Genomic DNA, 12,022 nt, shown 5'->3' on the forward strand with positions numbered 1-12,022 from the left:
TTCAATCTTGCGCGCAGGTCACGAATCAGCAGGCGTACCGCGCCAGCTTGGCCTGGATGAAGTCCAGGAAGCATTGGATGCGCAAGGCCAGTTGCGAGTTGCGGTAAAACACCGCGTGGATCGGCTGGCGATAACCGCTGTTGAAGGCTTCCAGCAGCGGCACCAGGCGCCCGGCGTCGATGTCGTCGCTGGTCATGAAGTTCGACAGGCAGCCAATGCCCTGCGCTTCAAGCGCCAGCTGGCGCACGGTTTCACCGCTGGACGCAGCAATGCCGGGCTCGATCAGCCAGCGGTCGCCCGCCACGTGGCGCAACGGCCAGTGGTTGAGCGTCTCGGTCTGGGTGAAACCGAGCAAGGTGTGCTCGGCCAACTCGGCGACCGTGGTCGGCGTACCGTACTGCTTGAGGTAAGCGGGGCTGGCGAGGATATGCAGCGGGGTGCAGCCCAGGGACCGCGCATGTAGGGTGGAATCGGCCAGCGCGCCGATACGAATCGCAATGTCGGTGCTCTGCTCCAACAGGTCGATGATCAAGTCATCACTGTTCAACTCCAGCTGGATCTCTGGGTACAGCCCGCGAAACTCGGCGATGTACGGCACGATCCCATGCAGCATGAACGGCACGGCGGCGTTGATGCGCAAGCGCCCCGCCGGTTTTTTCTGGCGCGACGACAAGCGTTCCTCCAGATCATCCATCTGCGCCAGGATCACCTTGGCCTGTTCGAAGAAGTACTTGCCCTCCTCGGTCAGGTCCATGCGCCGCGTGGTGCGGTTGATCAGCGTGGTGTCGAGCTTGGCTTCCAGGCGCGACAAGGTGCGGCTGACCGCCGATGGTGTCTGCCCGACCTGCTCCGCCGCTGCCGAAATCGAGCCGCACTCAATCACGTTGACGAAGATCTGTAGCTCATCGGATCGGGCTTTCACAGGCTGTCCTCTTTCTCGGTTCAGCGCAGCTTACACCGAGAGGTCGAACACCTGCGCCAGATGCTGCTCGTAGCGCGCCACATCGGCGTCGATGGCCGGGCGCTTCATGACGTCCACGCAGAGGAACGTCGGCAAGGCCGTCATGCCGAGGAACTCATTGGCCTTGTGAAACGCGAAGTACACCGCGTCCACGCCTTTGCCCTCAAAGAAATCGCTCGGGTCGTCGAAGGCTTGCTGCGGGGCGTTCCAGGTCAGCGACAACATGTATTGCTTGCCGTGGATCAGGCCGCCGCTGCCGTATTTCTGCGAGGCGTCGGAACGGGTACGGCCATCGCTGGCGTAGAGGCTGCCGTGGCCTTCGGTGAAGACTTCGTCGATGTACTTCTTCACGATCCATGGCGCGCCCATCCACCAGCCGGGCATCTGGTAGATGATCACGTCGGCCCAGAGGAATTTGGCGACTTCTTCGGCCACATCGTAGCCTTCATCAATATGCGTGACCTTGACGTCGATACCGCCACGGTCGAGCACAGCCACGGCAGCGTCATGCAGGGTGGTGTTGTAGCGACCGTCGGAGTGGGCGAATTTTTTACCGCCGTTGAGCAGCAGGACTTTTTTCATGGGGGGAGCGCCTTGAGATTAAAAATGTCTGAAGGCAGGGTATCGATGTGCCTTGCGCGGAATAAGCCTTGGCGCGGCAAAATACATTTGACTAAAAATCACGAATCAAACTCTATTATTGCCTTTATCCACTGATCAACAGATGCGCGCCCAACAGCGCCATGCCGATAAAAAACACCCGTTTGAACAACACGGCACTGATCCGTTGGCGCAACGCCTGCCCCAGCCACATGCCCAACAAGGCCGGCGCCAGCGCCAACAACGAGGCATTGATCTCACCGCCGCCGAGACTGCCGCGCCAGGCCAACCCAGCCGCCAGCGCCAGTGTCGATACACTGAACGACAGCCCCAATGCCTGCACCAACTGATCGCGATTCAACCCCAGCGCCTGCAGATACGGCACCGCCGGAATCACGAAGACGCCGGTGGCCGAGGTGATCAGGCCGGTGACCAGCCCACACACCGGCGCCAACCAACGCTCGGTCGCGGGCGTCACCTTGAATGCGGGCAGGAACAGCCCACTCAACGCATACACCAGCAAGGCCGCGCCCAATGCGCGCACCACCCCGGCGCCACTGCCCATTCCCAGCCACAGCGTGCCCAACCCGGTGCCGAGGACAATCAACAGCAACAGCGGCCACAAGCGCTTGAGCAACACGCTCAAGTGGCCGCCGAAAGCCAGTTGCCAGAGGTTGGTCACCGTCGAAGGGATGAGCAGCAACGCCGCAGCCTGCGTCGGCAACATAGCCAGGCCGAGCAAGCCCATGGCGACGGTGGGCAGGCCCAGGCCAATCACACCTTTGACGGTGCCGGCCAGCAGGAAGGTGCCGATCACCAGCAGGGTCAGGGCGGGGCCGAGGTTTTGGTAGAACGCGAGGAATGTCTGCATGGCGGGATTGTGAGGGCTTTCGCCGGGGTTGGAAATTCGCCATATACTGAGGCAGCCTCTTGTTTTGCGTGAGGCTGATGCCGCCATCGCGGGCAAGCCCACTCCCACTGTTGAAATGCATTCCAAGTGTGGGAGCGGGCTTGCTCGCGATAGCGCCAGTCCAGCGAAAGGAAATCTTCCAGCCATGCACTTTGACCTGATCGACCTGCGCCTCTACCTGCACGTCCTCGATGCCGGCAACATCACCGCCGGTGCCAGCCGCAGCCACTTGTCCCTGGCCGCCGCCAGCGCGCGCATCCGCGCGATGGAAGCTGCGCTCGGGGTTGAATGCCTTGAACGCGGCCGCCGTGGCGTCACGCCGACGGCTGCGGGCCAGGCCTTGGCGCGTCATGCCCGGCTGTTGCTGCAACAGGCCGAGCACCTGCAACAGGACCTGGCGGAATACGCCAACGGCGTCAAAGGCCAGGTGCGCCTGCTGTGCAACACCACCGCCCTCAGCGAATACCTGCCGGAACTGCTCGCGGATTTCCTGCGCGACCATCCCAACCTGGACATCGACCTGCAGGAACTGCCCAGCCTGCGCATCACCCAGGCCTTGCGCCAGGGCACCGCAGACCTCGGGATCATCTCCGACGCGGTGGACACCCACGGCTTGCAGACCCTGGCGTTTCGCGACGATCCGCTGGTGCTGGTCATGCCGCTGGAGCATCCGTTGGCGGCAAGTACGGTGAGTTTTATCGACAGCCTGCATTACGACTATGTGGGCCTGGCCGCCCACAGCGCGCTGGCGGTGTACCTGGAAGAACAGGCGTTGCACGCGGGGTTTCGCTTGCACACGCGGATCCGCGCCGAGGGTTTTGACGGCGTGCTGCGCATGGTCGCACGCGGCGCGGGCCTGGGGATCGTGCCCCAGGCGGCGCTGGCGCGCTGGCCGTTGGCGCAGCGCGTCAAGGCCCAGCCGTTGCGAGAAGCTTGGGCCTGTCGAACGCTGCTGTTATGCGCGCGCTCGTTCGAACACCTGCCGGGTTATGCCAGGGCCTTGCTCGACGCCTTGGCCCTGCCCTTGCGGAAAAATCCGTAATACACCGCCGACAGAATCAGCAGGAACGGCACGCCGAACACCAAGGTCATCTTGAACGCATCGGTGAAATACGTAGTGATCATCACCGCGCCCATCAGCACCAGGCCCAGCAGCGTACTGTAGGGAAACAGGCGCAGCTGGAACGACAACTTCGCCCCGCCATGACGCTTGCGATAACGGCGGAAGAACAGGTGCGTCAGGAAGATCATGAACCAGGTGAAGATCGCGCCGAACATCGAGATCGCCATCATCAGCGTGAACGAGCTTTCCGGGTAGACCACGTTAAGCAAGGTCGCCAGGCCGATGCCCGAACTGGACAGCAACAAGGCGTTCAGCGGGATGCCGCTCTTGCTCAACGCACCCATGGACTTGGGCGCAAAGCCGGCGCGGGACAGGCTGAACATCATGCGCGTGGTGATGTAGAGCTGGCTGTTCATCGCTGACAGCGCCGCGATCAGGATCACGAAATTCATCACCCCGGTGGCGCCGGGAATGCCGAGGGTCTGCATCACTGTGACGAACGGGCTCTGCGTCTGCCCGGCCTGGTTCCACGGCACGATGGCCAGCATCAGCGCCAGGGTCAGCAGGTAAAACACCACCAGGCGCGCGATGGTCGCGCGAAAGGCTTTCTTCACCGCCTGCTCCGGGTCGGCCGCTTCACCGGCGGCGACGGCGATCATCTCTACGCTCAAGTAGCTGAAGATCGAGACGATCACTGCGATCCACATACCGCTCAAGCCATGCGGGAAAAAGCCGTCGTGGGCCGTGTAGTTCTGCACCCCGTACTGCGGGTTACCGGAGCCGAACACCACGTACACCGCGAGGAGGATGAAACCGACGATGGCGCTGATCTTGATCGTCGAAAACCAGTATTCGAAGTTGCCGAAGGTTTTCACGCTGATGGCATTGAGCAGGATCAGCACGCTGGAGAACGACACGATCCACACCCACTCCGGCACGTTGGCGAACCAGTACTTCATGTACATCGCCACCGCCGTGACCTCGGCGCCCACCGCCAGCACAATCGCCGCCCAATAGGCGTAGCGCACCAGGAACCCGGCCAGCGGGCTGATGTAGAACTCGGCGTAGGCCCCGAAGGAGCCGGAGGTGGAATGGGCCACCGTCATCTCCGCCAGGCAGCCCATCAGCAGCAAGGTGATCAACGCTCCAATGGCGTAACTCAGCAGCACGCTGGGCCCGGCATAGCCGATGGCATAGGCGCTGCCCATGAACAGCCCGGTGCCAATGGCGCCACCGATGGCGATCATGCTCATCTGGCCGGAAGTGAGCTGGCGCCTCAGGCCCAGTTCGCGGTGGGTGATTTCTGCAAAGCCGTCGTTTGGCGTGGTCACGTGGTGTGCCCCTTATTGTTGTGATTGCACGATTTGTCTGTTGCCGCAGATCCCTGTGGGAGGGGGCTTGCTGGTGATAGCAGTCGTTCAGTCGATACCTAGGTGACTGATCCGCCGCCATCGGGGGCAAGCCCCCTCCCACATTGAGCGTGCGTCAGGCACTCAATGGATGTACACCGCAGACCCCATATAGCAGTCTTTCAGTTGATACCTAGGTGACTGATCCGCCGCCATCGGGGGCAAGCCCCCTCCCACATTGAGCCTGCGTCAGACACTCAATGGATGAACACCGCAGCCCCCATATAGCAGTCTTTCAGTTGATACCTAGGTGACTGATCCGCCGCCATCGGGGGCTAGCCCCCTCCCACATTGAGCCTGCGTCAGACACTCAATGGATGAACACCGCAGCCCCCCTGTGGGAGGGGGCTTGCCCCGATGGCGGTGTGTCGGTCGCCGGATTCACACGCTGATACAGCGCTATCGGGAGCAAGCTCCCTCCCCCCATTGTTGTCGGTGTTTGTTCAGGTGACGCTGTTACGGACCTTGAATTGCGCCTGGTCCCAGGTGCGGTTGTCGAGGATCTCACCGAGGATTTCCACGGCGTCCCACACTTCGGTAAAGCAGGTGTACAGCGGCGTAAAACCAAAACGCATGATGCGCGGCTCGCGGTAGTCGCCAATCACTCCACGGGCAATCAGTGCCTGGATCACCGCATAACCTTCAGGGTGTTCGAAGCTCACATGGCTGCCGCGTCTGGCGTGCTCACGCGGGGTGATCAACACCAGGCCGTGGGCGGCGCAGCGGGCTTCAACCAGTGCGATAAACAGGTCGGTCAAGGCCAGGGATTTGCCGCGCAGGCTGGCCATGTCGGTCTGCTCGAAAATCTCCAGGCCGCATTCCACCATGGCCAGCGAGGTGATCGGCTGGGTGCCGCACAGGTAACGGGCGATGCCGGCACTCGGTGCATAACGCGTCTCCATGGCGAACTGCCGGGTATGCCCGAACCAGCCCGACAACGGCTGGCGCACCACGTCCACCAGCGCCGGGTTGACCCACACGAACGCCTGGGAACCAGGGCCGCCATTGAGGTATTTGTAGGTGCAACCGATCGCATAATCGGCGCCGGCCTGGTGCAGGTCGATGGGCACCGCACCTGCCGAATGCGCCAGGTCCCAGAGGCTCAGCGCGCCGCACTCGTGGCTCAACGCGGTGAGCGCGTGCATGTCGTACATGTAGCCGGTCTTGTAGTTGACGTGGGTGAGCATCACCACCGCCACGTCCGGGTCGATGGCCTGGGGCAGTTCGTCCGGGCTGTTGACCAGGCGCAGCGAATAGCCCTGTTGCAGCAACTCGGCGAGGCCTTCGGCGATGTACAGGTCGGTGGGGAAGTTGCTCGCTTCGCTGACGATCACCTTGCGCTGCGGCGCGCGTTGGCGCTGCACGCTCAAGGCGGCGCTGAGCACCTTGAACAGGTTGATGGAAGTGGTATCGGTGATCACCACTTCGCCCTCCCCCGCGCCGATCAACGGTGCCAGGCGATTGCCCAGGCGCTGGGACAAGTCCGCCCAACCCGCGCTGTTCCAGCTGCGAATCAAGCCATTGCCCCACTCCTCGGCGATCACCTGCTGCGCCCGCGCAAGCGCGGCCACCGGACGTGCGCCGAGGGAGTTGCCGTCAAGGTAGATCACCCCCTGCGGCAAGGCGAACTGGTGGCGCAGCGGCGCCAACCGGTCCTGGTCGTCAAGGGCTTGGCAATGGCTTCGAGTGATCATGGGCTGTCCTGGTTTTTATAAGTGAAGATGCCGTAAATAATGAGCGAAGTTTTAGAGAATTTTCGTGCAAAGTTGTGGGCAACAGGCTAATTAAGCTGTAGGAAATTCGAAGTTCAACCGAAAACACGCGGATTTATTCTAAGCATGATTCTCGACGCCACCGACCTGCGCCTCCTGCATTTCCTGCAACAGGACGGCCGTATCAGCAACCAGGAACTCGCGGAAAAAGTCGCGCTGTCGCCCTCCGCCTGCCTGCGCCGTCTGCGCCTGTTGGAAAGCGAAGGCATCATCAGCGGCTATCGGGCGGTGTTGAATGCCGAGCGGTTGGGGATCGAACTCGAGGCCATCGTCCACCTGTCGGTGCGCCAGGACGTGGAGGACTGGCACGAGACGTTTATCCAGAAGGTGCAAGGCTGGCCGGAAGTGGCCAGCGCCTACGTGATCACCGGCGCCAGCAACTACGTGCTGCGGGTGCAGGCGCGCAACCTCAAGCACTTTTCGGACTTTATCGTGAACCACCTGAACCGCACGGCGGGGGTGATGGATATCCGTTCGGAGATCGTGTTGCAGAAGATCAAGGATCGCGATGAAGTGTTGGACCTGGTGTTGCGCAAATAGTCAGCCACGCCACAAAACAATGTGGGAGGGTGGCTTGCCCCCGATAGCCGTGTGTCAGTCACTTAAATGTTTACTGATCCGCCGCTATCGGGAGCAAGCTCCCTCCCACATTTTTTGACCGTGCTGATCAATCTTCCAATGCACGCACCCGCTGCATGCGCTTTTGCTCCAGCGGCGCATCGGCAAGCTGCACCTCGAAGTCAAAATCGATCTGCGCAAAGCGCCCTTCCACACCCAGTTCCCGCGCCAGCTGCTGATCGTCGCTGAAGCGAATTTCGGCAATCAATTCATCCCGTGTCGCGTAGGCAAAATCATCGTGCAGGTACGGGTCGTCCGACAGGTTGATCTGCGTGGTCAGGTGCCGATGCCCCGGCGCCGAGATGAAGAAGTGAATATGCGCCGGCCGCTGCCCGTGGCGTCCCAACTGATTGAGCAACTGCTGGGTCGGCCCGGTCGGCGGGCAGCCATAACCCGACGGCACGATGCTGCGAAAACGGAAGTTGCCGTGGGCATCGGTCTCGATGCGGCGGCGCAGGTTGAATTCCGACTGCGCGGTGTCGAACCAGGAATAAGTGCCGCCGGTATTGGCCTGCCACACATCGACAATCGCCCCGGCCAACGGTTTGCCCTGCGTGTCCCGTACCTGGCCGCGCATGAACAGCGGCACGCCCGGGTCCTGGCCGTCGTCCAGGCGCGCTTCGTATTTCGACAGCGGCGCCCCCGCCACATACAGCGGGCCTTCGATGGTGCGCGGGGTGCCGCCGGTTTTGCCGGTCTCTTCGTCGGCGGCGTCCATCAACAGGTCCAGGTAATGCTCCAGGCCGAGCCCGGCGGCGAGCAAACCGGCTTCCTGGTGTTGGCCCAATTCGTTGAGGTAGTTGACCGCCGCCCAGAACTCTTCGGGGGTGACTTCCAGGTCTTCGATGATGTTCACCGTGTCCCGCAGGATCCGGTAAATCAGCGTCTTGGTGCGCGGGTTGCCGCTTTCGCTGCGGTGGCCGCTGGCTTCATCGAGAAACTGTTGGGCGTGGGCAGTCTGGGACAGTCGGATGGACATGGTGCAATCCTCATCTTGTAATTATTGGGGATAAAACAGGCTCAGCGGTCGTCCGCGTGGATCGACGACGGGTGCCGGCACAGCGCATTCACTTCGATGGCCATGTAGGGATAAAGCGGCAGTTGCATCAGCAGGTCGTGCAGTTCCTGCACGCTGTCGACATCGAACACGCTGTAGTTGGCGTAGAGCCCGGCGATGCGCCACAGATGGCGCCATTTGCCCTCTTGCTGCAGGCGCTGCGCCAGGGCTTTTTCGTCGGCCTTGAGGCTGGCGGCACGTTCGGGGTTCATGTCGACGGGCAGGTGTACGCTCATTTTTACGTGGAACAACATGGCAGGCGCCTCTTAGTGGTTGTCACGACGGAAGAACGCCAGGCGCTCCTCATCGATGGCCAGGCCCAGGCCCGGTGCGGTGCTGACATGCAGCTGGAAATCGCGGTACACCAGCGGCTCGGTGAGGATGTCTTCGGTGAGCAGCAGCGGGCCGAACAGCTCGGTGCCCCACGCCAGTGTGTCCAGGGTGAGAAACGCATGGGCCGAGGCCAGGGTGCCGAGGCCGCCTTCGAGCATGGTGCCGCCGTACAGGCCGATCCCGGCCGCTTCGGCAATCGCGGCCGTGCGCAACACCGCGCGCGGGCCGCCGTTTTTGGCGATCTTGAGGGCGAACACCGAAGCCGCGCCTTCGCGGGCCAGGTTGAAGGCGTCCTCGACACATTCGATGGATTCGTCGGCCATGATCGGCACCGGGCTCGACATCTGAAGCCGAGCCATGCCGCCGCGGTTGTTGCGCGAGATCGGCTGTTCGATCAGGTCGATAGCGTTGTCGCCGAGCACCTTGCAGGCGCGCAGGGCGACGGCTTCATCCCAGGCCTGGTTGACATCGACGCGCACGCTGGCGCGCTCGCCCAGGGCTTTTTTGATCGCGATCACATGGGCCAGGTCGGCACTGACCTCACCGGCGCCGATCTTCAATTTGAAGACGCGGTGACGGCGCAGGTCGAGCATCTTCTCGGCTTCGGCAATGTCCTGCTCGGTGTTGCCGCTGGCCAGGGTCCAGGCCACCGGCAACGCATCGCGCACACGGCCGCCGAGCAGCTCGCTGACCGGCAGGTGCAGGCGTTTGCCCAGCGCGTCGAGCAAGGCGCTTTCGATGGCGGACTTGGCGAAGGTGTTGCCGCGAATGCTGCGCGCCAGGCGCAACATGGCGGCATTGATGTTGTTCGCGTCCTGGCCGATCAGCAGCGGGGCGAAGTGGCGGTCGATGTTGATCTTGATGCTGTCGGGGCTTTCGTTGCCGTAGCTCAGGCCGCCGATGGTGGTGGCTTCGCCGTGGCCTTCGATGCCGTCGGCGCAACGCAGGCGGACGATCACCAGGGTCTGGTTCTGCATCGTGTGCATCGCCAGCTTGTGCGGGCGGATAGTGGGGAGGTCGACGATGATGGTTTCGATCGACTCGATGGCACAAATCGGCATGGCTATACCCGTTGGGTTCTTTATAGATTTGAGCCGATTCTGTGCCGCATTTTTCCTGGCTTCCAATATAGAATTGGTCTCGCACAATACCTTCAAGGTATCAAAGGAGCTGTCATGGAACTGCGACATCTGCGCTATTTCCAGGTGCTGGGCGAGACCCTCAACTTCACCCGCGCCGCCGAACGCCTGCACATCGCCCAGCCGCCGTTGAGTCGGCAGATCCAGCAATTGGAGGATGAATTGGGCGTAATACTGCTCGAGCGCGGCCGACCGCTGCGGCTGACCGAGGCCGGGCGGTTTTTCTATGAACACGCCACTGTGCTGCTGGAGCAGTTGGGCAAGGTCTGCGACACCACCCGGCGTATCGGCCAGGGCGAGAAGACCTGGCTGGGCATCGGCTTTGCGCCGTCGACCTTGTATGGCGTGCTGCCCGAGCTGATTCGGCGGCTGCGCAACCACGACGCGCTGGAACTGGAACTGGGGCTGTCGGAAATGACCACCTTGCAGCAGGTCGAAGCGCTCAAGGCCGGGCGGATCGACGTGGGCTTCGGGCGGATTCGCATCGATGACCCGGCCATCGTCCAGCGGGTGCTGGTCGAGGACCGTCTGGTTGCGGTGTTGCCCGCCGGCCACGCCTTGCTGGGCGCGCCCGCCACCCTCGCCCAATTGGCCGCCGAGCCGTTTGTGCTGTACCCCGGCAACCCGCGGCCCAGTTATGCCGACCATGTGATCGCGCTGTTCGACGCCCACGGTTTGAGCCTCAAGGTGGCGCAGTGGACCAACGAGTTGCAGACCGCCATCGGCCTGGTCGGCGCGGGCATGGGCGTGACGCTGGTGCCGGCGTCGGTGCAGGTGCTGCATCGCGCGGACATCGCCTACACGCCGGTGGTGGAAGCCACCGCGACCTCGCCGATTATTCTCAGCCGGCGGGTGAATGATCAGTCGCCGGGGCTGAATCATTGTTTGCAGTTGGTTGAAGAACTGATCTGAAATCTCCCAGGCACTGCAAATCTAATGTAGGAGGGGGCTTGCCCCCGATGGCGGTGTGTCAGTCAGTATATGTGTTGGCTGTCACACCGCTATCGGGGGCAAGCCCCCTCCTACATTTGATCTGCGGTGTTTTTTAGACAGTGCGCAGGCGCTTGCGCTGCAAAGTTTGGCTCGGCGACTCATCGAACAGCTTGCGATACTCCGCCGAGAACCGCCCCAGGTGGGTGAAGCCCCAGCCCAGGGCAATCTCGGAGATGGTGCGGGTGGAGCCGTGTTCGAGGATCTCCTGGCGCACCGCCCCCAGCCGATACTTTTTCAGGTAAGCCATCGGCGACAGCGCGAAGTATTTGCGAAACGCATCGAACAGCTTGAACCGCGAGACCCCGGCGGCGGCTTCCAGGTCTTCCAGATGCACCGCTTCGCGGGCGTTGTCGTGAATGTGCTGGCGGGCGCGGATCAAGTAGTGCGGCAGCTTCACGCCAAGCACGTCGCGCAATTCCTCTGAATAATTATTCGGCTGGGCGAGGATCAGGCCCTTGATCAACGAGCTTTCCAGGTCGCGGGTAAACGCCGCCTGCTCGTACAACTCGCTGCTGCGCGCAAGCTCTGCGATGAAATAACGCGCCATGCGCCACCACGAGGCCGGGGCGCCGTCCACCGCATCCATCACCGGTTCGAAACGCAGCGGCGCCTCGATCGGCCGTTGCAGCAACCCTTCCAGCGACTCGCTCATCGCCGCCCGCGTAATCACCACCTGCAACTTGCGGCAATCGCCGGAAATCGCCAGCACCTGGTGCTCGTTGGGCGAGATGATCACGCCTTGATCGCGGTTGGAACTCAGGCGCTCGCCGTTCTTGCTCAACTCCTGCTCGCCTACCAGAGGCAGGCTCAGGCTGTAGCTGCTGAAGTGTTCGGCGTCCTCGATGTCGATGGTCACGTCGGTGCCGTATTCGATCACGCCCAGGGTGGTGGCGCGGGACTTGAACACGTTGGCGCTGTGATGGAAACGCAGGCGCTCGGGCGTGGCCGTCGCCAGGCGGTGCGGCCCGCAGATGCCGGACATCCAGCTGCGGGCGCCCTCCAGGTCGAAGCGTTCGATACGGATATCGCGTGTATGGCTACTCATCAGGCTGCACCCACGGCGGTTAGGCGGTTGCGCGCTCTGGCGGCGCGTCGTGACAGATCGACAGCAAGTTCTGCGCCACGGCGGCAGTCTCGCTGCTGGGTGGATAACAACGCTCGACTATG

At 62.3% G+C, this 12,022-nt stretch carries 12 protein-coding genes; 3 read left to right on the forward strand and 9 right to left on the reverse strand.

Annotated features, from left to right (window positions below; all coding sequences use genetic code 11):
• Nucleotides 1–25 precede the first annotated feature (25 nt).
• From RGV59_RS00440 to RGV59_RS00450, 3 genes are all read right to left on the reverse strand, one after another.
• Entirely contained in the window at nt 26–922 is an 897-nt protein-coding gene (locus RGV59_RS00440; RefSeq protein ID WP_126586662.1) for a LysR family transcriptional regulator, read from the reverse strand.
• Nucleotides 923–952: 30 nt separating this feature from the next.
• Complete coding sequence (locus tag RGV59_RS00445; RefSeq protein WP_017847735.1) at nt 953–1,543, reverse strand: NAD(P)H-dependent oxidoreductase; 591 nt, start codon at nt 1,541–1,543, stop codon at nt 953–955.
• 124 nt (nt 1,544–1,667) lie between these two features.
• The gene (locus tag RGV59_RS00450; protein WP_126586664.1) at nt 1,668–2,432 is read right to left on the reverse strand and encodes a sulfite exporter TauE/SafE family protein; all 765 of its coding nucleotides are present in this window, start codon (nt 2,430–2,432) and stop codon (nt 1,668–1,670) included.
• 184 nt (nt 2,433–2,616) lie between these two features.
• Between RGV59_RS00450 and RGV59_RS00455 the strand changes: the two genes are divergently transcribed.
• Nucleotides 2,617–3,513 (forward strand): LysR substrate-binding domain-containing protein, encoded by an 897-nt coding sequence (locus RGV59_RS00455; RefSeq protein WP_126586666.1) that lies wholly within the window; start codon nt 2,617–2,619, stop codon nt 3,511–3,513.
• Here RGV59_RS00455 and RGV59_RS00460 read toward each other — a convergent pair.
• Together RGV59_RS00460 and kynU are read right to left on the reverse strand one after the other, a co-directional pair.
• Nucleotides 3,459–4,865, reverse strand: coding sequence for an amino acid permease (locus RGV59_RS00460; protein ID WP_126586668.1), 1,407 nt, complete (start codon nt 4,863–4,865; stop codon nt 3,459–3,461). The genes RGV59_RS00455 and RGV59_RS00460 overlap by 55 nt on opposite strands.
• A 521-nt stretch (nt 4,866–5,386) precedes the next feature.
• Complete coding sequence (gene kynU, locus RGV59_RS00465; RefSeq protein ID WP_126586670.1) at nt 5,387–6,637, reverse strand: kynureninase; 1,251 nt, start codon at nt 6,635–6,637, stop codon at nt 5,387–5,389.
• Nucleotides 6,638–6,781: 144 nt separating this feature from the next.
• Between kynU and RGV59_RS00470 the strand changes: the two genes are divergently transcribed.
• Nucleotides 6,782–7,255, forward strand: coding sequence for an Lrp/AsnC family transcriptional regulator (locus RGV59_RS00470; protein WP_017849466.1), 474 nt, complete (start codon nt 6,782–6,784; stop codon nt 7,253–7,255).
• Nucleotides 7,256–7,382: 127 nt separating this feature from the next.
• Here the strand turns inward: RGV59_RS00470 and catA are convergent, their stop codons facing one another.
• The 3 genes from catA to RGV59_RS00485 are packed head-to-tail and all read right to left on the reverse strand — an operon-like array spanning nt 7,383 to nt 9,784.
• Complete coding sequence (gene catA / locus RGV59_RS00475; protein WP_126586672.1) at nt 7,383–8,312, reverse strand: catechol 1,2-dioxygenase; 930 nt, start codon at nt 8,310–8,312, stop codon at nt 7,383–7,385.
• Nucleotides 8,313–8,353: 41 nt separating this feature from the next.
• Nucleotides 8,354–8,644 (reverse strand): muconolactone Delta-isomerase, encoded by a 291-nt coding sequence (gene catC / locus RGV59_RS00480; RefSeq protein WP_017849468.1) that lies wholly within the window; start codon nt 8,642–8,644, stop codon nt 8,354–8,356.
• 12 nt (nt 8,645–8,656) lie between these two features.
• A complete protein-coding gene (locus tag RGV59_RS00485) occupies nt 8,657–9,784 on the reverse strand; it encodes a muconate cycloisomerase family protein (protein ID WP_126586674.1) in 1,128 nt (375 codons plus the stop codon).
• Nucleotides 9,785–9,898: 114 nt separating this feature from the next.
• Here RGV59_RS00485 and RGV59_RS00490 point away from each other — a divergent pair, with 114 nt between their 5' ends.
• Entirely contained in the window at nt 9,899–10,774 is an 876-nt protein-coding gene (locus RGV59_RS00490; protein WP_046488219.1) for a LysR family transcriptional regulator, read from the forward strand.
• 133 nt (nt 10,775–10,907) lie between these two features.
• Here RGV59_RS00490 and RGV59_RS00495 read toward each other — a convergent pair whose 3' ends face one another.
• A complete protein-coding gene (locus tag RGV59_RS00495) occupies nt 10,908–11,900 on the reverse strand; it encodes an AraC family transcriptional regulator (protein WP_046382074.1) in 993 nt (330 codons plus the stop codon).
• Nucleotides 11,901–12,022: the final 122 nt, after the last annotated feature.

It is taken from the genome of Pseudomonas sp. FG1, assembly GCF_034313875.1.
In the GTDB taxonomy this organism is placed as follows: domain Bacteria; phylum Pseudomonadota; class Gammaproteobacteria; order Pseudomonadales; family Pseudomonadaceae; genus Aquipseudomonas; species Aquipseudomonas veronii.

Bases quoted from the DNA above. Each gene is read 5' to 3' on its own strand.
- RGV59_RS00445 (WP_017847735.1), bottom strand. From the start codon at position 1,543: ATGAAAAAAGTCCTGCTGCTCAACGGCGGTAAAAAATTCGCCCACTCC.
- RGV59_RS00450 (WP_126586664.1), bottom strand. From the start codon at position 2,432: ATGCAGACATTCCTCGCGTTCTACCAAAACCTCGGCCCCGCCCTGACC.
- RGV59_RS00455 (WP_126586666.1), top strand. From the start codon at position 2,617: ATGCACTTTGACCTGATCGACCTGCGCCTCTACCTGCACGTCCTCGAT.
- kynU (WP_126586670.1), bottom strand. From the start codon at position 6,637: ATGATCACTCGAAGCCATTGCCAAGCCCTTGACGACCAGGACCGGTTG.
- RGV59_RS00470 (WP_017849466.1), top strand. From the start codon at position 6,782: ATGATTCTCGACGCCACCGACCTGCGCCTCCTGCATTTCCTGCAACAG.
- catA (WP_126586672.1), bottom strand. From the start codon at position 8,312: ATGTCCATCCGACTGTCCCAGACTGCCCACGCCCAACAGTTTCTCGAT.
- catC (WP_017849468.1), bottom strand. From the start codon at position 8,644: ATGTTGTTCCACGTAAAAATGAGCGTACACCTGCCCGTCGACATGAAC.
- RGV59_RS00485 (WP_126586674.1), bottom strand. From the start codon at position 9,784: ATGCCGATTTGTGCCATCGAGTCGATCGAAACCATCATCGTCGACCTC.
- RGV59_RS00490 (WP_046488219.1), top strand. From the start codon at position 9,899: ATGGAACTGCGACATCTGCGCTATTTCCAGGTGCTGGGCGAGACCCTC.
- RGV59_RS00495 (WP_046382074.1), bottom strand. From the start codon at position 11,900: ATGAGTAGCCATACACGCGATATCCGTATCGAACGCTTCGACCTGGAG.